The sequence below is a fragment of the Brevundimonas basaltis genome (assembly GCF_014202075.1).
In the GTDB taxonomy this organism is placed as follows: domain Bacteria; phylum Pseudomonadota; class Alphaproteobacteria; order Caulobacterales; family Caulobacteraceae; genus Brevundimonas; species Brevundimonas basaltis.
Window position 1 is genome coordinate 33770 of the sequence record NZ_JACHFZ010000007.1, and the last position, 21923, is coordinate 55692.

Annotated in this window: 25 protein-coding genes and 1 pseudogene; 3 read left to right on the plus strand and 23 right to left on the minus strand. The window is 68.9% G+C overall.

The window, feature by feature from the left end:
* Window positions 1–7: 7 nt before the first annotated feature.
* Complete coding sequence (locus tag HNQ67_RS13185; protein ID WP_183256197.1) at window positions 8–457, plus strand: very short patch repair endonuclease; 450 nt, start codon at window positions 8–10, stop codon at window positions 455–457.
* Here HNQ67_RS13185 and HNQ67_RS13190 read toward each other — a convergent pair.
* From HNQ67_RS13190 to HNQ67_RS13210, 5 genes are all read right to left on the minus strand, one after another.
* On the minus strand, window positions 415–2370 hold the full coding sequence (locus HNQ67_RS13190) for an ATP-binding protein (RefSeq protein WP_183256199.1): 1956 nt from the start codon (window positions 2368–2370) through the stop codon (window positions 415–417). The genes HNQ67_RS13185 and HNQ67_RS13190 overlap by 43 nt on opposite strands.
* Before the next feature lie 66 nt (window positions 2371–2436).
* Window positions 2437–3474 carry a quinone-dependent dihydroorotate dehydrogenase gene (locus HNQ67_RS13195; RefSeq protein ID WP_183256201.1) on the minus strand — a complete coding sequence of 346 codons (1038 nt, stop codon included), beginning with the start codon at window positions 3472–3474 and terminating at the stop codon, window positions 2437–2439.
* Entirely contained in the window at window positions 3465–3821 is a 357-nt protein-coding gene (locus HNQ67_RS13200) for a DUF952 domain-containing protein (protein WP_183256203.1), read from the minus strand. Before HNQ67_RS13200 ends, HNQ67_RS13195 begins: the two co-directional genes overlap by 10 nt.
* Window positions 3818–4321 carry a SixA phosphatase family protein gene (locus HNQ67_RS13205; RefSeq protein ID WP_183256206.1) on the minus strand — a complete coding sequence of 168 codons (504 nt, stop codon included), beginning with the start codon at window positions 4319–4321 and terminating at the stop codon, window positions 3818–3820. Before HNQ67_RS13205 ends, HNQ67_RS13200 begins: the two co-directional genes overlap by 4 nt.
* A gap of 49 nt (window positions 4322–4370) precedes the next feature.
* On the minus strand, window positions 4371–5111 hold the full coding sequence (locus tag HNQ67_RS13210; RefSeq protein WP_183256208.1) for a methyltransferase domain-containing protein: 741 nt from the start codon (window positions 5109–5111) through the stop codon (window positions 4371–4373).
* Between the two features lie 44 nt (window positions 5112–5155).
* On the opposite strand from HNQ67_RS13210, the gene gloB reads away from it, so the two are divergent.
* Window positions 5156–5884 (plus strand): hydroxyacylglutathione hydrolase, encoded by a 729-nt coding sequence (gloB, locus tag HNQ67_RS13215; protein WP_183256210.1) that lies wholly within the window; start codon window positions 5156–5158, stop codon window positions 5882–5884.
* 7 nt (window positions 5885–5891) lie between these two features.
* On the opposite strand, the gene HNQ67_RS13220 is transcribed toward gloB, so the two are convergent.
* The 8 genes and pseudogenes from HNQ67_RS13220 to HNQ67_RS13255 form a co-directional block, all read right to left on the minus strand.
* Window positions 5892–6638 carry a DUF4908 domain-containing protein gene (locus HNQ67_RS13220; protein WP_246347611.1) on the minus strand — a complete coding sequence of 249 codons (747 nt, stop codon included), beginning with the start codon at window positions 6636–6638 and terminating at the stop codon, window positions 5892–5894.
* Between the two features lie 99 nt (window positions 6639–6737).
* Window positions 6738–7463 (minus strand): acetoacetyl-CoA reductase, encoded by a 726-nt coding sequence (phbB, locus tag HNQ67_RS13225; protein WP_183256214.1) that lies wholly within the window; start codon window positions 7461–7463, stop codon window positions 6738–6740.
* Window positions 7464–7625: 162 nt separating this feature from the next.
* Window positions 7626–8684, minus strand: coding sequence for an NAD(P)-dependent alcohol dehydrogenase (locus HNQ67_RS13230; protein ID WP_221247901.1), 1059 nt, complete (start codon window positions 8682–8684; stop codon window positions 7626–7628).
* A gap of 61 nt (window positions 8685–8745) precedes the next feature.
* Window positions 8746–9117, minus strand: coding sequence for a GFA family protein (locus HNQ67_RS13235; protein ID WP_221247902.1), 372 nt, complete (start codon window positions 9115–9117; stop codon window positions 8746–8748).
* Window positions 9114–9866, minus strand: a complete 753-nt coding sequence (locus HNQ67_RS13240) for a DUF72 domain-containing protein (RefSeq protein ID WP_183256216.1) — start codon at window positions 9864–9866, stop codon at window positions 9114–9116. The genes HNQ67_RS13235 and HNQ67_RS13240 overlap by 4 nt, the downstream gene beginning before the upstream one ends.
* Window positions 9863–10417 (minus strand): hypothetical protein, encoded by a 555-nt coding sequence (locus HNQ67_RS13245; protein ID WP_183256218.1) that lies wholly within the window; start codon window positions 10415–10417, stop codon window positions 9863–9865. The genes HNQ67_RS13240 and HNQ67_RS13245 overlap by 4 nt, the downstream gene beginning before the upstream one ends.
* 35 nt (window positions 10418–10452) lie before the next feature.
* Window positions 10453–10581 (minus strand): annotated as a pseudogene (locus HNQ67_RS13250) (DUF72 domain-containing protein); the annotation flags it as partial.
* Between the two features lie 24 nt (window positions 10582–10605).
* A complete protein-coding gene (locus HNQ67_RS13255; protein ID WP_183256220.1) occupies window positions 10606–11193 on the minus strand; it encodes a TetR/AcrR family transcriptional regulator in 588 nt (195 codons plus the stop codon).
* 137 nt (window positions 11194–11330) lie between these two features.
* Between HNQ67_RS13255 and HNQ67_RS13260 the strand changes: the two genes are divergently transcribed.
* Window positions 11331–11621: a DUF8200 family protein gene (locus HNQ67_RS13260; RefSeq protein WP_183256221.1), complete on the plus strand. Its 291-nt coding sequence runs from the start codon at window positions 11331–11333 to the stop codon at window positions 11619–11621.
* Here HNQ67_RS13260 and HNQ67_RS13265 read toward each other — a convergent pair.
* The 10 genes from HNQ67_RS13265 to HNQ67_RS13310 all read right to left on the minus strand — a co-directional run bounded on the left by HNQ67_RS13265 (window position 11618) and on the right by HNQ67_RS13310 (window position 21906).
* Window positions 11618–13228, minus strand: coding sequence for an ATP-binding protein (locus HNQ67_RS13265; RefSeq protein ID WP_183256223.1), 1611 nt, complete (start codon window positions 13226–13228; stop codon window positions 11618–11620). The two genes, HNQ67_RS13260 and HNQ67_RS13265, sit on opposite strands and share 4 nt — an antisense overlap.
* Before the next feature lie 67 nt (window positions 13229–13295).
* Window positions 13296–14657 carry a glutamate--cysteine ligase gene (locus HNQ67_RS13270; RefSeq protein ID WP_221247904.1) on the minus strand — a complete coding sequence of 454 codons (1362 nt, stop codon included), beginning with the start codon at window positions 14655–14657 and terminating at the stop codon, window positions 13296–13298.
* 99 nt (window positions 14658–14756) lie between these two features.
* Complete coding sequence (locus HNQ67_RS13275) at window positions 14757–15515, minus strand: 16S rRNA (uracil(1498)-N(3))-methyltransferase (RefSeq protein WP_183256227.1); 759 nt, start codon at window positions 15513–15515, stop codon at window positions 14757–14759.
* On the minus strand, window positions 15512–15772 hold the full coding sequence (locus tag HNQ67_RS13280; protein WP_183256229.1) for a Txe/YoeB family addiction module toxin: 261 nt from the start codon (window positions 15770–15772) through the stop codon (window positions 15512–15514). Before HNQ67_RS13280 ends, HNQ67_RS13275 begins: the two co-directional genes overlap by 4 nt.
* Window positions 15769–16026, minus strand: a complete 258-nt coding sequence (locus HNQ67_RS13285; protein ID WP_183256231.1) for a type II toxin-antitoxin system Phd/YefM family antitoxin — start codon at window positions 16024–16026, stop codon at window positions 15769–15771. Before HNQ67_RS13285 ends, HNQ67_RS13280 begins: the two co-directional genes overlap by 4 nt.
* A 38-nt stretch (window positions 16027–16064) precedes the next feature.
* Complete coding sequence (locus tag HNQ67_RS13290) at window positions 16065–17228, minus strand: acyl-CoA dehydrogenase family protein (RefSeq protein ID WP_183256233.1); 1164 nt, start codon at window positions 17226–17228, stop codon at window positions 16065–16067.
* A gap of 185 nt (window positions 17229–17413) precedes the next feature.
* Complete coding sequence (locus tag HNQ67_RS13295) at window positions 17414–19201, minus strand: acyl-CoA dehydrogenase C-terminal domain-containing protein (RefSeq protein ID WP_183256234.1); 1788 nt, start codon at window positions 19199–19201, stop codon at window positions 17414–17416.
* Window positions 19202–19205: 4 nt separating this feature from the next.
* Window positions 19206–19691: a MerR family transcriptional regulator gene (locus HNQ67_RS13300; protein WP_183256236.1), complete on the minus strand. Its 486-nt coding sequence runs from the start codon at window positions 19689–19691 to the stop codon at window positions 19206–19208.
* A gap of 75 nt (window positions 19692–19766) precedes the next feature.
* Window positions 19767–20189 carry a DoxX family protein gene (locus HNQ67_RS13305; RefSeq protein WP_183256238.1) on the minus strand — a complete coding sequence of 141 codons (423 nt, stop codon included), beginning with the start codon at window positions 20187–20189 and terminating at the stop codon, window positions 19767–19769.
* A 301-nt stretch (window positions 20190–20490) separates the two neighbouring features.
* Complete coding sequence (locus HNQ67_RS13310) at window positions 20491–21906, minus strand: protein adenylyltransferase SelO (RefSeq protein ID WP_183256240.1); 1416 nt, start codon at window positions 21904–21906, stop codon at window positions 20491–20493.
* Window positions 21907–21923 lie beyond the last annotated feature (17 nt).

Sequence of the window (21923 nt, forward strand, 5' to 3'; positions counted from 1 at the left end):
TCGTGCGATGACTACCGACGTCTTCACCCCGGATCAGCGCAGCGCCGTGATGCGGCGGGTCAAGGGGCATGACACCGGGCCGGAACTGACCGTGCGCCGCATCTTCCGCGCCGCCGGGATCGGCTACCGGCTCGGCGGCGGGGATCTGCCGGGGCGACCGGATCTCGTCATGAAAGGGCGGCGTGCGGCGGTGTTCGTGCATGGCTGCTTCTGGCATGGCCACGACTGCCCCCGGGGCGCTCGCCCGCCCAAGGCCAACGCCGGCTACTGGACGGCCAAGATCGACCGCAATCGCGCTCGCGACGCGGCGGCGGCCACGGCGCTGCAGGCGGCGGGCTGGCGCGTCGTGACGGTCTGGGAATGCGGAATGAAGGCCCCGGACTTCGCCGACCGGCTGGTCGCCGCCGTCTGTGATCAGGCGGCCGCGGTCTCGATCCCGGACTCGTCCCCGGACTGAGCCATGGCCATCACCTGGTTGATGGCGCCCAGCAGCATCGGCGGGGTGATCGGCTTGGGCACGAAATAGGTCATCCCGGCCGCTGTGCAGGCAGCGATGTCCTCGGGCGCCGTGTCCGCCGTTACCGCGATGACGGGGACGTGGGCGTTGGGTCCGCCGCCGGCGCGGATGCGGCGGGTCGTCTCGCGCCCGTCTAGTTCGGGCATCCGCACGTCCATGAAGATCAGGTCGAAGCTGGCGGTCTCGCAGATTTTCAGCGCCGCAAGGCCGTCGGCCGCGGTGTCGATGTCGCAGCCGAGCGGTTGCAGGATCAGCTGGATGGCCCTGCGGTTGATGTCGTGGTCGTCGACGACCAGCACCCGCATGGCGCGGCCCTCGTCCTCGTCCCCTACGTGGTCGTCGGAGAGCGGTGAGGCGACGGCGGCCGGATCGGGCTCGACCGGGCCTGCCGTCAGGGCCTGCGCGGCGGGCCCGGGCGTGGCCGGGGCCGCCGGTCGGGTCGAGGGACGGGTCGACAGGGCCCGGGCGACCGCGTCGCGGCTTTCCTGGTCGAACGTCGGAGTCACCGCGGTTTTGGACTCGGCGGCTTCCAGACGCAGCGACAGCGTGAAAATGGCCCCCCTGTCGATGCCGTTGCGCGCGGTCAGGCGGCCGCCCATCAGATCGACCAGATGCCGGCTGATCGACAGGCCCAGGCCGGTGCCCCCGTGACGCGCGCTGACGCCGTCGGCGGTCTGGTCGAATGGCGTGAACAGCCGCGCCATCTGGTCGTCGGTCATACCCGGCCCCGTATCGACGACATCGATCAGCAAGGCATGGCCGCCCGTGTCCTCGGGCCAGACGTTCAGGCGCAGGGTGATCGACCCCTCTTCCGTGAACTTCATGGCGTTGGAGATCAGATTGTTGAGCACCTGCCGCAACCGCATCGGATCACCCCGGACTGCGGACGGTACGGTGGCGGCGCCTTCGAGGCGCAGCTTCAGGCCCTTGGCCCGGGCGGGGCCGCGCCACAGCCGGGCGGACTGGTTCAGCAGGTCGCGCAGGTCGAAGTCCACCGCCTCGACCGTCATATGTCCGGCCTCGAGCTTGGCGTGATCGAGCAGATCGTCGAGCAGGGCCTTCATCATGAAGCCGGCGTCGCTGATCAGTCGTGCCTGGGCGCGCGCCGCGCCATCCGACGCGCCACGCTCCAGCTCGGCCGAGCCGGTCAGGATGGCGCTGATCGGGGTGCGCAGGTCGTGACCGACGGCGGCGAGAAAGGCGCTTCGGCCTTCCATGATCCGCTCGGCGTCGGCGCGTTTCTCTTCGGCCTCGATCCGCGCCGCGCTTTCCGCGATCCGGGCCTGGTTCATGCGCTGCCAGGTCGAAAGGCAGTAGGTGATGAAGACCCCCACCGCGACCGCGGCCGCCGTCACGAAAGCGGGCGACGCGCCATAGGCGGCCATGAAGAACGGCATCGAGGCGAGATAGAGGAACTGCGGCGTAACCGTCAGCACCAGCACCGACTTCGAGCGCGGCGCATTGATCATCGAATAGATGGCCCCGGCCGACAGCAGCATGGAGGCGCAGATGCCGCCCATGGCGCCGCCCGCGAGCCACAGCGGGATGGCCAGGCTGCCGAAATAGCCGGCGTTCGCGGCCAGCACGGCGTAGCCGGCGAACCGACGGACGCCGCGCAGGCGCTCGGTCTTGCCGTCGTTGACCGGACCGAAGATCCACAGGTCGACGATCTGCACCGCGAAATAGCCCAGCACCCATGCCGCGCTGAGCGACCAGCCGAGCAGGGGGCTGAAGACGAGGGCGCTGGCCGAGGCCATGCCCAGCCGCTGCAGCAGCGCCTTGCGCCTCTGGCGGATGGCGCCGGCCCAGGAGTCGGGGGCGGCGGCAGGCGTTTCGGCTTTGGCGATCGCCATGCGGCTCCCCCGGGACCGGGCGAATTCGCCCGTGCCGCATCATGCCCGGCTTGCCCTAACGCTCCGTCAACGGGCTGCTCCGACCGCCTCCGCGGCTGTGGAAAAACCGTCGGCCTTCAGACGGGCGGCGAGGTCGCGTTTGATCCGCCCCACCAGTCCCGGCCCCTCGAAAACCAGGGCGCTGTAGACCTGCACCGCCGAGGCGCCGGCGCGGAGCCGGTCATAGGCCTCGGCCCCGGAGTCGATCCCCCCGACGGCGATCAGCGGCAGGCGTCCACCGGCGGCCTCGGCGGCCGCGCGCAGGGCGGCGCGCGCACCCGGCTTGAGCGGCGCGCCGGACAGGCCGCCGGCCTCGGTCCGTTGCGACGAGCGCAGGCTCTCCGGCCGCTCCAGGGTGGTGTTGGAGACGATCAGGGCGTCGATGCCGTGATCAAGTGCAGCCTCGACGATCAGGGCGATCTCCGCCCCCGTCAGGTCGGGCGCGATCTTGAGGAACACCGGCGTCGGGTCGTCGGCCCGGGCCTCGGCCAGCCGGCCGAGCAGGTCGTCCATGGCGGCGCGCCCCTGCAGGTCGCGCAGGCCGGGCGTATTCGGCGAGGAGACGTTGACGGTGACGTAATCGGCCAGGCCTCTCAGCCGCCTCAGCCCGGCGACATAGTCGGCGGCCTTGTCCTCGGTATCCTTGTTGGCCCCCAGATTGGCCCCGACCACGGCCCCGACCGGCCGCTTGGCGAGTCGGCCGGCGAAGGCCTCCAGACCCTCATTGTTGAAGCCCATGCGGTTGATGATCGCCCGATCTTCCGTCAGGCGGAACAGCCGGGGCCGCGGATTGCCGGGCTGCGCCTGCGGCGTGACCGAGCCGCATTCGACGAAGCCGAAACCCAGCCGCGCCAATCCGCGCAGGGCCTCGCCATTCTTGTCCAGACCGGCCGCCAGCCCGACCGGGTTCGACAACCGCAGGCCCGCCACGGTCGTCGCCAGCACCGGATCGTCGGCAAGAGGGGCGGGCAGGGGGGCCAGCTTCAGGGCATGGATCGCCAGCCGATGCGCTGTCTCGGGCTCGAGAGTCCGCAACAGGGCGGCGCCGATGTCGGTCATGGCCATCCGGTCGCCCCGTCGTCGAAGATCATCGCGCCGTCGTCGCGCACCGCCAGCGTCCGCTCCACGCGCACCGCCGTCATCGGCAGGGGCCCGTAGAGATGCGGAAACAGGTCGCCGCCCCGCGAGGCTTCCCATCGCAGAGCATCGCCCATCGCCGCCGGATCGAGGGCGACGAGCACCAGTCCCTCTCGCCCCGCATAGTGGCGCCGCGCCGTCTCGGCCAGCTGGGCTGTCGTGGACATATGGATGTAGCCGTCGGCGCGGTCGACCGCCGACCCGTTGTAAGCCCCCGCCGCGCGCGCCTCCGCCCACTCCGCGCGATCGGCCAGCTTGTAGATGGGGTCGCTCATGCGGCGGCGAGGTCGCGTGGGGGCAGCCAGCCTTCGAGCACCGGCCGGCCGGCCGCGTCGACGCTGAAGATCGCCGCCGCCCCGGGCGGAAAGCCGCCGGTCATCCGCTCAAGCACGGACGGCGAGGCGGCGCTCTCGATCAGATATTCCACGGCCAGCAGATGGACGCCCGGATTGTGGGCCACCACCATCAGGCAGCCGGCCTCGTCTTCGGCGTCCTCGATCAGCCGGCGCAGCACGTCGGAGCCGCCGTTGAACAGGGGCTCGTCATCACGGATCTGGACGTCGCCGAAGGCGTCGTGGAGCAGGTCCCAGGTCTGGCGCGTCCGCGTGGCCGGCGACACCAGGGCCAAGTCGGGGCGCAGGCCGCGCGCCGCGAGCGCCCGGCCCATGGCGGCGGCGTCGGCCCGGCCGCGCGACGACAGCGGGCGATCGCGGTCGCGGCCCGAACCGGCGGACCGTTCGGCCTCGGCGTGCCGCATCAGGATCAGTTTCTGCATGCCCGCCCTTTAGGGCCTGACGGGCGGGCTGCAAAGCGTGAGCAGCGCTTCAGGCGCCGAGCCGACGGCTGCGCGACGCCGGTTGGGGCTGCATGACGGGCGCGAGAGCCGTGGCCGGAGCGACGGCGCCGCCGGGATGGACCCGGGCGTAGGCCCGCCGCGTCGCCTCCAGCAGGATCACCCCGGCGGCGCCCGGCATGACGCGGCGGCCGACCTGTTCAAAGCCGTCGGCAAGAGGCAGCAACGGCCCCCACGGGGGCACATACAGCGTCTGCGACCAGGCGGTCGGCTCCAGACCCGCGCCGCGCACCAGACGCTCCAGCTGGCGCCGGGTAAAGGGGCGGCCGTGGCCGAACGGGGTCGCCTCGGCGCGGGCCCACAGGCCGCCCCGGGCCGCGGCGATCAGGATGATGCGCCCGGCGGGCGACAGGGCCCGCACCGCCTCGGTCAGCAGACCGGCGGCGTCCTCGGCCTCTTCCAGCGCATGGACCAGCAGAATGCGGTCGAAGCTTCCCGCCTTGAACGGCAGGCGGCGGTCGTCGACCAGGACGGTGCGATTGCGCCCCGCCGGCGGCCACAGCTCGACGCCCTGTCCGCCCGGCATCGCCGCCACCACCCGCCGCGCCCCCACGAAGGCGTCCAGCCACGGCGTCGCATAGCCGATCCCCAGCACGTCGCAGCTGGCGGCCTCGCCCCAGGCGTCATCCAGCCGCCGCGCCAGCAGGCGCCGGGCCAGCGCGCCGGCCGGCTCGCCGTAGAAGGTCCGAAGCTCTTCGATGCTGCGCCGCATCCGGTCACCATAGGCCGCGGAAGGGGCCGCTGCTAGAATGCGCCATGCCCCTCGATGTTCGCCTGTTCCCCTGCCTCTCCGACAACTACGGTTTCCTCGTGCGTGACGCCGCCACCGGCGCCGTGGCCACGGTGGACACGCCCGACGCCGAGGCCATTCTGGCCGAGCTGGAGCGGTCGGGCTGGGGTCGATTGGACTTGATCCTGAACACCCACTGGCACCCCGACCACACCCAGGGCAATGCGGCGCTGAAGGCCGCGGCCGGCTGCGAGATCGTCGGCCCGGAAGAAGTGCGAAAGGCGGCGCCGCTGGACCGCGTCGTGCGCGGCGGCGACGCGGTGACGCTGGGCGAAACGGGGCTCGAGGTGACCGATACGCCCGGCCATACCCTCGGTCACATCGTCTATCGCGACGCCGCCGGCGGGCAGGCCTTCGTCGGCGACACCCTGTTCGCCCTGGGCTGCGGCCGGCTGTTCGAGGGCACGCCGGAACAGATGTGGGACAGCCTGCGCCGGCTCGCCGCCTGGCCGGACGAGACCACGGTCTGGTGCGCCCACGAATATACCGCCGCCAACGCCCGCTTCGCCCTCAGCCTCGACGACCGGCCGGAGATGGCTGCGCGGGCGGCCGAGGTGTTTGCGGCGCGGGACCGGGGCCAGCCCACGGTCCCGACCACCATCGGGGCGGAAAAGGCCTTCAATCCCTTCCTGCGCGCCGCCGACGCCGCGGAATTCGCGGCCCGGCGCGCGGCCAAGGACAGCTTCGCCGGCTAGTCCGCCCTCAGGGCAGGATGGCGCGGATCACCCGGGCCGAGGACGGACGTCCGGCCATGCCCTGGCGCGTATCGACCGTGACCGTCAGTCGCCCGCCCGCATAGGTCACCCCCGCGCGGGAGCCCTCGACGATGGTGATGCTGCGCAGGTCGGCGATGTACTGCCGCGCGGTCGGCGAGCGGGCGATGCGGATGACGGCGTCGGTGGTGACGATCATCGCCTCGACGCTGAGCGACTCGAACTGTTCATCGACGTCCAGATTGACCTCGACGAGGCGGCCGCCCACCGCCTGGCTGACCATGTAGCTGCGCTGGGCCATCAGGCGGAACAGCAGGTGCGGCCCGAGGGTCGGCGGCGTCAGGCTCTGGCCCGAGCCCGTGAACGAGGCGGGCGATCCGCTGGGCGCGCGTGGCGTATAGACCGTCATGCCGCCGCCGGGCGTGACCCGCAGCACCTGTTCGCCCGCGTCGTTGCGATAGATGACGTCGCCGCGCGGCGCGGCGCTGGGCCTCAGCACCCAGGTCTCGTCGCGGCGTTCGAAGCGCAGCAGCGGGTGGCGTCCCGAACGGTCGAGGATGAAGCCCTCGCCCGATTCCGCCACATAGCGGCCCACGGGGGGCAGGGTGGGCGACGCCGGCCGGCGATCGCGAAGCCTGTCGCTCTGCTCCGCCTGGACGTTGCCGCGGTTCTGGGCCGCCGCCTCCGCGCCGATCGGCAGCAGCGACAGCACGGCCGCCGCGAGGGCGATCGCCATCGCGGTCGGAAGCGGCCGTCCCGCCGTTCTGACCCTTGCCGTCAACTCCATGGTCTATGTCGTGGAATCGTCGCGCGGCGGATTTTGGGCGGGCCTGCCCTAGCCGACCAGATACTGACCGCCGTTCAGCGACAGGGTGCAGCCTGTGACATATCCGGCACGTTCACCGGCCAGCCACGACACCATGTCGGCGATTTCCTCGCCTTTTCCGAGTCTTCCGACCGGGATCTGGGCGATGATTCCGGCCAGCACCTTCTCGTCCATGGCCCCGACCATCTCGGTGTCGATGTAGCCGGGGGCGATACAATTCACCGTGACTCCCTTGCGGGCGTTCTCCAGCGCCAGGGCCTTGGTGAAGCCGATCATCCCCGCCTTGGCGGCGGAATAGTTGGCCTGGCCGATCTGACCCTTCTGGCCGTTGATCGAACTGATGTTGACGATGCGGCCGAAGCCGCGGTCGCGCATGCCGTTGATCACCTGCCGCGTCATGTTGAAGACGCTGTCCATGTTGACGCGGATCACGTCCGACCACTGGTCGGCGGTCATCTTGTGGAAGAAGCCGTCGCGGGTGATGCCGGCGTTGTTGACCAGGGTGTCGATGGGCCCCAGCTCGGCCTCGATCTCGGCCACGGCGCGCTGGCAGTCCTCGAACGAGCCGACATTGCCCTTGACCACCATCACGCCCAGTTCTTTCGCCGTGGCCTCGGCCGCCTCGACATTGCCGGAGTAGCCGGCGGCGACGGCCATGCCGTCCTCCTTGAGACGTTGAACGATCGCCTTGCCGATGCCGCGGGTGCCGCCCGTGACCAGAGCCACTCGTGCCATGTCCGTTTCCCTGTCCTGCATGGCCCGCTCTGACGGCGGGCCTTCAAGAACAGGTGTAGCGGCGGCGGAGACGGGGGTCGAGGGGCGAGGGTCGAAGCCGGTAGCCCGGTGCTGGTTTGGGACCCGTTCTCTCCCTTGCCCCTCGCCCCTCGCCCCTCGTCTCTAGAGCCGCGCCATGTCGATGACGAAGCGGTAGCGCACGTCGGACTTCAACATCCGCTCATAGGCCTCGTTGATTTGGTCCGGCGCTATGGTCTCGATATCGCAGGCGATGCCGTGTTCGGCGCAGAAATCCAGCATCTCCTGGGTTTCCCGGATGCCGCCGATCAGCGAACCGGCCACCGACCGCCGGCGCCACAGCAGGCCCATGGCGTAGACCGGTAGTCCCTCCGTGGTCAGACCCAGCATGACCATGGTCCCGTCGCGGGCCAGCAGCTGGACGTGGCTGGCGATCTCGTGGGTCGCCGAGACGGTGTTGATGATCAGGTCGAATTTCTCGGCCGCCGCCTGCATCGCCGCCTTGTCCGAATTGATCAGGAAATGCTTCGCCCCCATCCGCTCGGCGTCGGCCTTCTTGCGGTCCGAGGTCGACAGCACCGTGACCTCCGCCCCCATGGCCGCGGCCTGTTTGACCGCCATGTGGCCGAGGCCGCCCAGACCTATCACCGCCACCTTCGAGCCGGGTCCGATCTTCCAGTGCCGCAGCGGGCTGTAGGTGGTTATGCCCGCGCACAGCAGCGGCGCCGCGGCGTCCAGCGGCAGGCTGTCCGGGATGCGCAGGACATAGTTCTGATCGACGGTGATGCGGTCCGAATAGCCGCCCTGGGTGATGGCCTGGCCCACCTCGCCGCCTTTCGGATCGGCCGAGCCGTAGGTCTGGGTCATCCCCGGGACGCAGTATTGCTCCTCGCCCTCCACACAGGACGAACAGGTCCGGCAGCTGTCGACCATACAGCCGACGCCGACCCGGTCGCCGACCTTGAAGCGGCTGACGTTATCGCCGACCGCCGTCACCACCCCGGCGATCTCGTGGCCCGGCACGATCGGATAGCGGGTGCCGCCGAGGTCGTTCTTCACCACATGCAGATCGGAATGGCAGACACCGCAGTATTTGATCTCGATGGCGACATCGTCCGGCCCCGGATCGCGCCGGTCGAAGCTCCAGGGCTCCAGCGGCTTGTCGGAGGCGACGGCGGCGAAGGCGCGGGTGGCGATGGGCATGAGGGCTCCTCGGGGCTGGGCGATCAGACACAGGTGCTTACGCGGCAGCGCACCCGCAAGATCACCAGCCGTTGCGTCCGTCGACGTGGCGCACCGGCACGGCGTCCAGATCGAGGTCGTCGAACAGCCGGGCGTTCAGGGTGATGCGCGCCGGCCGGTCCTCGCCCTCGTCCGTCGTCCAGGCGTCCGACTCGGCGAACACGGCGCAGCCGCAGGTCACGCAGTGGTGAAAGGTCATCATCCGGTCGCCCCACTGGTAGGCGGCGAGGGTCTCCGGGGTGAGGTTCAGCTCGACCTCGCCCGGCGCGTAATAGGCGGCCATTGTGCCCCGCTTGGTGCAGCTTGAGCAGTTGCAGCGCGTCACGCTGTCCGGCGCCGGCGCGGCGAACCGCTGGGCGCCGCAATGGCAGCTGCCCCGCACCCGGCCGGTCACTGTCCCAACTTCCCGATCAGCGCCTGCGCCGCCGCCGGGTTGCGCACCTTGGCCCCGGCGATGAAGTAGGCGTACACATCGCCCCGCTTCGCCCAATCCCGCGCCCGGTCCGCGATGGCGTCCAGTTCCGTCGAGGTCATACCGGTCGGCTCGTCCTCGCGGCTCGACATCAGCCGGGCGTATTTGAAGTCGGCGGTGTCCTGATCGATGCGCGGCCACTCCGGCGCATCGTCGTCCTCGGCGTAGACGATCGCCGCGCCGTATTGCGCCGCCAGGTCGTGGAACTGCGGCGTGTCGAAGGTGGCGCTGCGCACTTCCAGCGCATGGCGCAGCCGGATTCCGTCCTTCTCCTTCGGCAGCAGTTTCAGGAAGCCCTCGAAGTCCACCGGATCGAACTTCTTGGTGGCCATGAACTGCCAGTTGATCGGCCCCAGCTTGTCGCCCAGCGCCGTCAGTCCCTGATCGAGAAACCTTCCGACGCTCTCGCAGGCCTCAGACAGGATTTTCCGGTTGGTGCAGAACCGGCTGGCCTTGACCGCGAAGACGAAGTTCTCCGGCGTCTCGTCGCGCCACTTCATCCAGGTCTCAGGCCTGAAGCCGGAATAGTAGGTGCCGTTGATCTCCAGTGACTGCAGAGTTACACTCATATAGGCAAGTTCTTGTTTTTGCGGCAGTCTTTGTGGATAGAAGACCCCGCGCCATGGTTCGTACGTCCATCCGCCGACGCCCACGTAGATATTTCCAGTCACGCCGGTCTCCTTCGCGCTTCCATGAGCGTCGCAACCGTCCAAGCCGTCAGTCCCGCAGCAGCGCCCGTGATGGCAGTCAGGACGATGTCGAGCAGTTGGAACGCCCACCCGAGAGCTGTGGGCATGCCATCAGCAGTCATCTGATACCCGTAGCTCCAGGAGTTGAAGCTCGAGTTTGGGTCAGCCATCGTCTGTAAGCCGTAGACGAAGATGTAGGCGGCAAAGGCCAGTCCGAGCAGCAAGCCGACGATCGCGCCCAACCAGATCGCGTCTCTTTTGTGCGTACGGCCACGACTCTCCGAGCGTTTCCAGACTGGATACCCCGCAATCAGCACGAACGGGACGGCGATTGGCAGGCCGAATGCCGCGTATAGCGTGATGATGTTTCTGAGCTGAACTGGATCGATGCCGGTCGGTATCTCCGCTCCGAAAATGCGATCTGTCAGCGGGACCAAAACCATGGGGGCCAGATCAAATACGACGGTCAGCACCCAGGCGACCAGCGCGGCAGCCAACAATCCGAAGATCTTGGTTCTGGCCGAGGTCGTCATATGCCGCTCACAAGGTGCTTAACCCCGCACTCCTGCTCGATCGAGGTCAGCTTGCCCGAGGCGTACGCCAGCTCCTTCTTCTGGCTCAGCTTGTCCGGATAGAAGACGCCCCGCCACGGCTCATAGGTCCAGCCGCCGACGCCCACCCGGATGGTTCCAGCCATGATCCTCTCCCTGTCGACCGAGACCTAGGACCGCGGGGCTGACGCCACAAGCATCCGGTACGCCGCCATCGCCTGCGCCCGCGCCGTCTCGTCGTCGAGCAGCCGTCGTGAGTGGCCGTAGGCCAGGACGATGCCCTTGAACTGGAATACCAGCACCTCCAGCGTGGCGTCGTCCGCGTTCGGATTCAGCGCACGAAACTCGCGCTTCAGCACCTTGGCCCAGCGCTGCTGGCTGGTCTTCAGCGTGTCGCGCAGCGGGCCCGGCTGATCGTCCAGCTCGATGGCCGCGGCCTTCAGCGGGCAGCCGCCCGGGCGGTCCTCGCCGTCGATCCAGTCCAGCTCGCCCTGGAAGATACGGTCCAGCCGTTCGCGGCCCGGGGCGAGGGGCTCGGCCGGCCGCCACACCGCCTCGGTGAACCGTTCGATCATCGTGTCGACCAGTTCGATCTGCAGCGCATCCTTCGACTGGAAATGCTTCAGCACCGCGCTCTTCGACACGCCGGCGGCGCCCGCGACGTCCTGCAGGCTGACGGCGGCGAGCCCGCGCACGGTCACCTGGGTCATCGCCTCGTCGATCAGACGGGCATGGGTGGCGGCGCCTTTGGGCGGCATTCAAAACGACTCCGAAACAAAAGTATCCGAACGGACACTTTCCGATTGACACAAAGTGACCGGTCGGTCACCCATATGTGCACGGTCGGTCACTTTTGCACGAACCGGCCGCTCTGACCAGCCCCAAGGAGGCTCCGATGTTGCTCATGTCCCTGATCTCCGCGACCCTCGTCGTCGCTCAGCCCGCCCCCGCTCTCGACGCCGCCGCCACCCTCGCCGTGCCGGGCGAGGCGCGCCGCGTCATTCTGGATGGCCGGTCGTGGGCCTGCGGTCCCGACGGCGCCTGCGTCGCCCGCGGCCGCGGCGATTCCCAGCCCGTGTTGCGCGAGTGCCGCCGCTTCGTCGCCCGTTTCGGCCCGGTGATCCGCTATGAGCGCAACGGCGTCGCCCTGACAGAGTCCGATCTGGCTCGTTGCAACGCGGCCTAGGCTCCGATCACGGCCTCGATGCCGGCCAGCAGGCTGGCGGCGGTGATCGGCTTGGCGACGTGGATGTCGGCCCCGGCCGCGAGGGCCTCCTCGCGGTGCTCGGCCATGGCGTTGGCGCTCAGCACCACCACCGGCGTGCGCGTCTGGCCGGTCCGGGCCTCGAGCTCGCGGATCGCCCGGGTGGCGCTGAGTCCGTCCATGACAGGCATCTGCATGTCCATCAGCACCACGTCGAATGGTCCGGCCTCGAACGCCGTCAGCGCCTGGGCGCCGTCGCCCGCGATCACCACCTCGGCGCCCTGACTGACGAGGATCAGCTGGACGACCCGTTGATTGGTGGGGTGGTCCTCGGCCAGCAGGACCCGCAGCGCCCGCCCCGCCTCCGGCAGGGTGGTCGGCGCGGCCTCTGTCTCGCGGGCGTCGTAGTCGGCCAGGCTGCAGGCGCGCTTCAGCGGCAGCACGAAGCGGAAGCGGCTTCCGGCCCCCACCGTCGAGCGCGCCTCGATCTGGCCGCCCATCATCTCGACCAGAGAGCGGCAGATCGACAGACCGAGGCCCGTGCCTCCGAAGCGGCGGGTGATGGTGCCGTCCGCCTGGTTGAAGCGGTCGAACAGGCGCGCCGCGTGAGCCGAGCCGAAGCCGACGCCGGTGTCCTCGACGGTCAGGGCCAGCTGATGGCCGGGGCCGCGTCCCTCCGGATCGTCGGACCAGACCTCGACGGACACCGACACGGCCCCCTCGGCGGTGAATTTGACGGCGTTGGAGAGCAGGTTGCCCAGCACCTGGCGGATCCGCGTGCTGTCCCCCAGGAAGAGCCCCCGCGCCTCCGGCGAGCGGTGCACGTGGAAGGCCAGGCCCTTGTCCTCGGCCCGCGCACGGTTCATCGCCAGCGGTTCCAGGGCTTCCTCGAGATCGAAGGGCCGGCACTCAAGGGTCAGCTGCCCCGCCTCGATCTTGGAGACGTCGAGGATGTCCGAGACCAGTCGCTCCAAGGTGTCGCCCGAACTGCGGATCAGCCCGACCATCTCCGACTGCTCGTCCGACAGCGGCGTGCGCGACAGGGCGTCGACGATCCCGATCACGCCGTTGAGCGGCGTGCGGATCTCGTGGCTCATATTGGCGAGGAAGTCGGACTTGGCCCGGTTGGCCGCCTCGGCCGCCGCCTTGGCGTCCAGCAACGCCTGTTCCGCCGCGACCCGGTCGGTGACGTCGCGCGCCACCGCGTAGATGCGGTCGCCAAAGCGCTGCGCCCGCCACTCCAGCGTCCGGTAGCTGCCGTCCTTGTGACGGTAGCGGTTGATCTGGCCCAGCACCGGATCGCCGGGGCGGCGGTTCTCGACCTCGACGACGCCTTCGCGCGTCGCGGGCAGGTCCTGCGGATGCACCAGATCAAGCAGGACCTTGCCGCGCATCTCCGCGGGCGAATGGCCCAGCGCCGTCTGCCAGGATCGGCTGACCCTGACGATACGCCCCTCCAGATCGCGGATAACCAGAAGATCGAGCGACACGTCGAAGAAGCGGGCGAGGTCGTCGGCGTCGGCCGCCGCGCTGACGCCGGACCCGTCAGGGGCCCCGTCGTACAAGGCGGCTGGCGCGCTGCAACTCATGCTGGTGGTCTGCCCCAAATCCCTTACAGGACAGGCTTACACGCTCCCGGTTAAGGGCGCATTGCGATCAATAGGCGAAATCGCGGTAGATGCGGCTGACGTCGCCCTGCCAGTCGCCGTGATACAACTCCAGCAGCCGTTCGGCCGGGGTGACCCCGCTGTCGGCGATGTCTTCGAGCTCCGACAGATAGCCGCGCTCGTCGACCATCCCGCCCGAGAAGCGGGCGCGGTTCTTCAGCCCGTGCCGGGCGATGTCGACCAGATCGACGGCCACGTCCCGCACCGACCGGCCGGCCACCTCCGCCTTCAGCCCCAGCCGGGTGACGTCGCGGCGCAGGCGCTCGTGGTCGGCGATGTCCCAGTCCTTCACAAGGTCCCAGGCCGCCGCCAGCGACGGCGCGTCGTACAGCACCCCGGCCCACAGCGCCGGCAGGCCGCAAATCCGGCTCCACGGCCCCCCGTCGGCGCCGCGCATCTCCAGATAGGCCTTCAGCCGCACCTCGGGGAACAGGGTGGTCAGGTGGTCGGCCCAATCCTTCTTCGTGGCCCGATCGCCGGGCAGGGCGTCCAGCCGGCCGTCCATGAAGGCGCGGAACGACTGGCCCGACAGATCGACATAGCGCCCGTCGCGCTTGGCGAAATACATCGGGACGTCCAACGCATAGTCGGCGTAGCGCTCGAAGCCGAAACCGTCCTCGAACACGAAATCCAGCATGCCGGTGCGGTCCGGATCGGTGTCGGTCCAGACATTGGCGCGGGCCGACAGGAAGCCGTTCGGCTTGCCCTCGGTGAACGGCGAACAGGCGAACAGGGCGGTGGCGACCGGCTGCAGGGCCAGCGATGTCCGGAACTTGGCCACCATGTCGGCCTCGCTGTCGAAGTCGAGGTTGGCCTGGATGGTGCAGGTGCGCAGCATCATGTCGAGGCCCAGCGAGCCCTTCTTCGGCATATAGGCCCGCATGATCCCGTAGCGGCCCTTGGGCATGATCGGCACGTCTTCGCGCCGCCACATCGGATCGAAACCGGCGCCGAGGAAGCCGAGTCCGATCTGGTCGGCCACCTGTTTGACCTCCATCAGGTGGCGGCCGGTCTCGTCGCAGATGTCGTGGATGTCCCTCAGCGGCGCGCCCGAGAGTTCGAACTGGCCGCCGGGCTCCAGGCTGATCGAGGCGGTGTAGCCCTCGGCGTTCTCCCGCTCCAGGGCGATGACGTGGCCGGCTTCGCTGACCTCGCGCCAGCCGAACCGGGTCAGGCCCTCCAGCATGGCCTTGATGCCGTTCGGCCCCTCATAGGCCGGGCGCCGCAGCGTCGAGATGTCGAAGCCAAATTTCTCGTGTTCGGCGCCGATGCGCCATTCGGACTTGGGCTTGGACCCCTTCGACATGGCGCCGATAAGGTCTTCGCGGGTCAGCGGTTCGGCGTTAGCCATGCGATGTTTCTCAGCCCAGGATGTCGCCGCTAGATGGGCGGGCCGGGCCGTATGCTCAAGCCCCATTCCGCGTCGATATCGATAAGCCCGCCTTGGGTCTCAGCGTTCCCAGTCGCCGACCGCCGCCTGCCACAGGGTCAGCGCCGCCGTCGCCGCCGTATCCGCCCGCAGCACCCGAGGCCCAAGCGACACCGCGGTGGTGAAGGGCAGGGCCCTCAGCCGCTCGCGCTCCTCCGGCGCGAACCCGCCCTCCGGCCCGATCAATATGGCCCAGGGTGTTCCTCCCCCTCTGGGGGAGGGGGACCGCGAAGCGGTGGAGGGGGCCGCCCCCGCCAGGGCCGTCATCGCCGGCGCGCCGCCCGTCTCGTCGCAGAACATCAGCCGCCGCTCCCCGTCCCAGCCGTCCAGCAGCGCCTCCAGCTTCACCGGCAGGTCGATCCCCGGCACATCCAGCCGCCCGGTCTGTTCGGCGCTCTCGACCGCGATGGCCTCCAGCCGGTCCATCCGCACCCGGTCCCCTTGCGTCCGCCGCGTCGTCACCAGCCCGATCCGCGCCGCGCCCAACTCCGTGGCCTTCTCGACCGCGAACTCCAGCGCCGACTTCTTCACCACGGCGATCAGCAGATGTACGTCCGGTCCGGTGGTCTGCGGCCGGACCTGTTCCTCGGCCTTCAGCACCACGCCCTTCTTGAGGACCTCGGCGATCACACACCGCCACTCGCCGTCGACGCCGTTGAACGCCAGCAGGGCATCGCCGGCCTTCAGCCGCATCACCTGGGTCAGATAGCGCGACTGGTCCAGCGTCGGCAGGAGGGGCGCGCCGGCGGACAGGGGCTGGGGGACGTGGAGGCGGATCATCGGCTGTAGTGATACCGGCACTGGGCGATCAACAGGGCGTCATCCGCCATGTGGTAGACCAGTCTGTGCTCCTGATCGATTCGGCGCGACCACCAGCCGGAGAACTCACCCTTCAATGGTTCAGGCTTGCCCGTGCCGGTGAAGGGGGTGCGCAGGCATTCCCGGATGAGGCCATTGAGCTTGCGGAGCATCCTCCGGTCGGTCTCCTGCCAATGGAGATAGTCTTCCCAACCGTGGGCCTGGAAGATGAGCTTCATTCCTCGATCAGGTCGCGGGTCTGCCCGCCGCCCGCGTCGAGTTCGGCGACCGCCTCGCGCAGGCGCGCAGCGTTGGCGGGACTACGCAGCAGGTACTCCGTCTCTTGCCAGGACGCGAAGTCCTCGAGCGACATCAGCACGGCCGCGGGCTTGCCGCCCTCGCGGGTGATGATGGTGTAGTCGTGATCCGCCGTGACCCTGTCGATGGTCGCGGCGAGAGTCTTGCGCAGTTCGGTGACGGAGATCGCGTTCATGCATCTAATGTACAGAATTCTGTACGTTCAGGCAAGACCTACAGCGTCCGCGCGATCAGCAGCTTCATGATCTCGTTCGTCCCGCCGTAGATCCGCTGAACCCGCGCGTCCTTGTACAGCTGGGCGATCGGATATTCGTTCATATAGCCGTAGCCGCCGTGCAGCTGCAGCATCTCGTCGATGACCTCGCCCTGGATGTCCGTGACCCAGTATTTGGCCATCGAGGCCGTCGCGGCGTCGAGCTGGCCCTTCAGGTGCAGGCCGATGCAGTGGTCGACGAACACCTTGGCCACGGTCAGCTTGGTCTTCACCTCGGCCAGTTTGAACTGGGTGTTCTGGAAGTCGATGACCCGCTTCCCGAACGCCTTGCGCTCCTTCACATAGGCCAGGGTCTCGCTCAGCCCGCGCTCGGCCGCCGCCACGCCCTGCACCGCGATATTCAGCCGCTCCTGCGGCAGCTGCTGCATCAGCTGGATGAAGCCCTGACCCTCGCCGCCGCCGATGATGTTCTCGCCCGGGACCTTCACGTCGTTGAAGAACAGCTCGGAAGTGTCGTTCCCCTCCATGCCGATCTTGTGCAGGTTCCGACCGCGCTCGAAGCCCTCGGCCCCGTCGGTCTCGACCACGATCAGACTGGTGCCCTTGGCGCCCTCGGACGGATCGGTCTTGGCCACGACGATGATGAAATTGGCCAGCTGGCCGTTGGTGATGAAGGTCTTGGAGCCGTTCACCACATACTGGTTGCCCTGCTTGATGGCGGTGGTCTTGACCCCCTGCAGGTCCGAACCGGCGCCCGGCTCGGTCATGGCGATGGCCCCGACCAGCTCGCCCGACTGCAGCCGCGGCAGCCAGCGCGCCTTCTGCTCATCGGTGCCGTAGTGCCAGATGTAGGGCATGACGATCGCATTGTGCAGCGAGATGCCGAAGTGGTCCGCGCCCTTCCAGCCCAGCTGCCGCATCAGCACCACCTCGTGCCGGTAGTCCCCGCCCATGCCGCCGTCCTCTTCCGGCATCGACAGCCCCAGCAGCCCCGCCTCGCCGGAGGCATTCCACAGCGCGCGCGGCACGCTGGAGTTGGCGATCCACTCCTGGACCTTCTCCGGCGGCGCATGCTCGTCGATCCATTTGCCGACGGAGTCGGAGAAGAGGGTGATCTCCTCTTCCTGCATGAACTCGGGTTCGGGGACGTTGAGGACGTTCATGATCAAATCCGCTTCACTGGTCCCTCTCCCGACGGGAGAGGGCTTGAGCGCACGATCGCGCCAGCGATCGTCCTTGCGCGAAAGGGTGAGGGGCTACGGTGCGAAGACGTCTTCCGCCGGACGCCCTCACCCTCCCACCCGCTGGCGCGAGCGGGCCCCTCCCTCTCCCCTCGGGAGAGGGGTCTCTAGAACGCCTCCGTCGGCATCTGCATCAGCACCTCGGCGCCGGTCTTCATCTTGGCCAGATGCGCGCCGGCGTCGGGCAGGATGCGTTCGACGAAATAGCGGCCGGTCATCAGCTTGTTGGCGTAGTAGGGATCGTCAGAACCCCCATCCACCTGCTTCTGCGCCGCGATGGCCATCTGCGCCCAGCAATAGGCCAGCGCGGTCAGGCCGAAGATGTGCAGATAGTCGGTGCTCGCCGCCCCGGCGTTGTCGGGGTTCTGCATGCCGTTCTGCATCAGCCACATGGTGCCTTCCTGCAGCTTCTTCTTGGCGTCGGCCAGGCCGTCGATGAAGGGCTTCACCGTCTCGCCCGCGTCGCCGTTTTCCGACACGAAGGCGTCGATGTCGGCGAACCAGGTCATGATCGCCCGCCCGCCGTTGGCCGGCAGCTTGCGCCCCACCAGATCCAGCGCCTGGATGCCGTTGGCCCCCTCATAGATCATGGTGATCCGCGCATCGCGCAGATACTGGCTGGCCGGGAAATGCTCGGTATAGCCGCTGCCGCCGTGCACCTGCATGGCGAGGCTGGCCGCGTGGAAGCCCTTGTCGGTCAGATAGGCCTTCAGCACCGGGGTGATCAGGCCCATGTAGTCCCTGGCCTTCTGGGCCTCGGCCCCGTCGTTCGAGTGCTGCAGGTCGGCCTGCAGCGCCGTCCACAGGATGAAGGCCTGGCCGCCCTCGACGATGGCCCTGGCCTCCAGCAGCATCCGCCGCACGTCCGGGTGGACCATGATCGAATCGGCCGGTCCGTCCGGGTTTTTCGCCCCGGTCAGGCTGCGGCCCTGCAGGCGGTCGTTGGCGAATTCGACGGCGGCCTGATAGGCGGCGGTGCCGATCGACAGGCCCTGCAGGCCGGTGCCGAGCCGGGCCTCGTTCATCATCACGAACATGGCCGCCATGCCCTTGTTCTCGGTCCCGACCAGCCAGCCCTTGGCGTTCTCATAGGCCATGACGCAGGTGGCGTTGCCGTGGATGCCCATCTTGTGCTCAAGGCCCGCGCAGCCGACGCCCTCGTTGCGCTCGCCGAGGCTGCCGTCGTCGTTGACGAACACCTTGGGCACGACGAACAGGCTGATGCCCTTGATGCCTTCCGGCGCGCCCTCGATCCGGGCCAGCACCAAATGGATGATGTTGTCGGTGAAGTCGTGCTCGCCCGACGAAATCCAGATCTTCTGGCCGGTGATGTTGTAGCTGCCGTCGCCGTTCGGCACGGCCTTGGTGCGGATCAGGCCCAGATCGGTGCCGCATTGCGGCTCGGTCAGGTTCATGGTGCCGCCCCATTCGCCGGTGGCCATCTTGGGCAGGTATTTCGCCTTCAGCTCATCCGATCCATTGGCGTTCAGCCCCCAGTAGGCGCCGGCCGTCAGCCCCGGATACATCGAGAAGGCGGCGCTGGCGGCGGCGGTCATCTGGCCGAAGGCCATGGCCACCACCGACGGCATCCCTTGCCCGCCGTGCTCCGGCAGGGCCGACAGGGCGGGCCAGCCGGCCTCGACCATCTGCTGGTAGGCTTCCTTCCAGCCGGTCGGGCCGGTGACCTTGCCGTCGTCCCATTTGCAGCCTTCCTGATCGCCGATCCGGTTCAGGGGGGCGATGACCTCCTCGGCGAATTTCGCGCCTTCCTCGAGGATCTGGCCGACCAGGTCCGACGACACGTCGGCGAAACCGGGCTGGTTGGCGTAGCGGTCGATCTCCAGCACCTCGTTGAGGATGAACGTCAGGTCGCGGACGGGCGCCTTGTAGGTCATGGAGTTACGCTCTCGCTTTGAAGGGCTGGACGTGGTGGTCGGGGTTCAGGCGCGACTTCAGCAGGGTCGCGTATTCGTCGGCGCCGGGCAGCAGGTCGGGCCGGTGCTCGCCCAGCTTGCGCTCCATCACGGCGCAGGCCTCCTCGGCCGTCTCGATGGCGGCGTCGAGGTCTTCGCGCTGCTGTTTCAGCGCCTCGATCTGGGCGCGGTGGCGGCGCAGGGCGACGGCCATCTGGTGGGCGTTGTGATTGTCGTGGTCGTACAGATCCAGCATCTCCTGGATCTCCAGCAGGCTGAAGCCGATGCGGCGGCCGCGCAGGATCAGCTTCAGCCGGGCCCGGTCGCGCGCGTCATAGACCCGCGTCTGACCCTTTCGGGCCGGGGTCAGCAGCCCCTTGTCCTCGTAGAAGCGCAGCGCCCGCGCCGTCGCCCCGAACTCGCGGCACAGCTGGCGGATCGAATAGGTGCGATGGTCGTCGGCGGTCGCCATGGCCGCCAGATAAGCCGATCTTGACGTGCACGTAAAGGGAAGGTTTCGAGGCGAGGCTGCCGGCTGCCTCGCCCGTCAGCGCACTTCCCGCGCCCGCTTCCACAACACCGTGCCGGTCATGGCGATCAGCACCAGATTGGTCACCGCCGGGCCGACATCCATGCCTGTCGCGTGGACGGCCAGCATCACGGCCTCCAGCGCCAGCAGGCCGGAGGCCGCCATGACCAGCAGCGGCCGGCCGTGTTTCCACGACACCAGCGGAGCCAGCACCAGAACGGCGAGGATGATCTCGGCGACGCCGAGACCGCGGACCATGTCCGGCGGCACAAGGGCGGGCCAGCGCATGAGCTCGACGAGGTTGGCCATCGGCTCGCTCAGCTTGGCGTAACCCGCCGCGATGAAGAACATCGCCAGCCAGCCCTGCAGCGTCCAGAGCGTCAGGTTGCGGCGGCTCGCGTTCAGCCGCGAGCGGGCGGGGGAGAGGGTCTGAGAAGTCATTCTATGGGACGCCCGGGGAGGAGCGCTCGTTCTATTGGCAACAGATGCGATGTCGGATTGCCCGAACCGTTTTGCAAGTGCGCGAAGCGAGACCGTAACCATCCGTGACCGCCTTCTGCGAACGCCCCACGGCCAAAGCGTGGCCGTATCCATAATTCTCTGTAATGCGGGCGGGGTTTCGGGCGCCTTAAGACCGCGACGCGGCAGGCTTGATCCCGATGGGGTGCGCCAGCGGTTCCTGGCCTGACGCGGGGAGGCCGCCCATGGAGCCTGCCGTGGCCACGCTGTTGCCGGCCGGCTGTCAGCCGCCTGACAGCCTCCACGCCTCGCCCGCCCGGCGCACCCGGGCGACCTTGTCGTGGAACGGCCGCCAGTCGTCGCCGTCGTCGATCGCGGCCCAGATCGCCTCGACCTCGTCGATCAGCATCTCCTCCGGCCCGGCCGCGGCGAACACAGGATGCTCCAGCCGTTCAGGGCGATCCGGCTCATGCTCGAACAGCGCAAGGCGGAAGGCGTCGAACGCCTCGCCCTGATAGAGCTTGCCGCGCGGCCCGCCCAGCGCCCGCGCCGACGAGGCGAAGCCGCCGAACCAGTCGTGAAACAGGGGCTCCCAGCGCAGCGCCTCGCCGCCCTGACGCAGCAGCGCCAGCGTCGTGTCCAGCAGCCGCTGGTCCGCCGCCTCGCCCAGACTGACCACGCCCAGCCGGGCCGCGAACGCCGTCCGCAGTTCGCGGATATAGGCCGGCCCGAACCCGTTCAGCGCGTCGGTCAGCGGCTCCGCGTCGGCGACCGTCTTCAGCGCCCCGCCCAACTGGGTCAGGGCCCAGAACACCGCCTCCGGCTGACGCGCGAAGGCGTACAGCCCGAACTGATCGAAATAGGCCGCCGTGAACCCCGGCTCGTAATGCGGCAGGAACCGCCACGGCCCGTAGTCGAAGCTCTCGCCGGTGACGTTCAGATTGTCGGTGTTCAGCACCCCGTGCACGAACCCCGCCGCGACCCACCGCGCCGCCAGCCGGGCCGAGGCCTCGACCACCGCCCGCAGGAAGCCGGGCGTATCCCCCGCCGTGACATCCCGGTGGTAGAGCGACCGCGCGTGCTCGACCAGCGCCTCGATCATGTCCGGCCGTCCGATATAGGCCGCCCTCTGGAAGGTCCCGAAGCGCACATGGCTGTACGACAGCCGCACCAGCACCGCGGATCGCGTCGGCGACGGCTCGTCGCCCCGCTGCAGTTCCTCGCCGGTCTCGATCAGGCTGAAGGCGCGGCTGGTCGGGACGCCCAGCGCCTCCAGCATCTCCGCCGCCAGCACCTCGCGCACCCCGCCCTTCAGCGTCAGCCGCCCGTCCCCGCCGCGCGACCACGGCGTCGTCCCCGACCCCTTGGTGCCCAGATCCAGCAGCCGGCCGTCGTCGGCCCTCACCTGCGCCGCCAGGAACCCCCGACCGTCGCCCAGGTCGGGGTTGTAAGTGCGGAACTGGTGCCCGTGATAGCGCATGGCGACCGGCCCCGGCTGTCCCGGCAGCGGTTCGAACCGACCGAAATACGCCACCCATTCCGCGTCCGTCAGCGTCTCCAGCCCCACCGTCGCGGCCGCCCGGTCGTTGCGGAAGCGCAGGCGGTTTTCGGGAAACGCCGCCGCCTCGACGGCGTCGCCATAGTCGGCCCCCAGATCGAAGAAACGCGGCTCGGGACGGTAGGCGGGGGCGGCGGGCATGCGCGCCAAATGCCCCC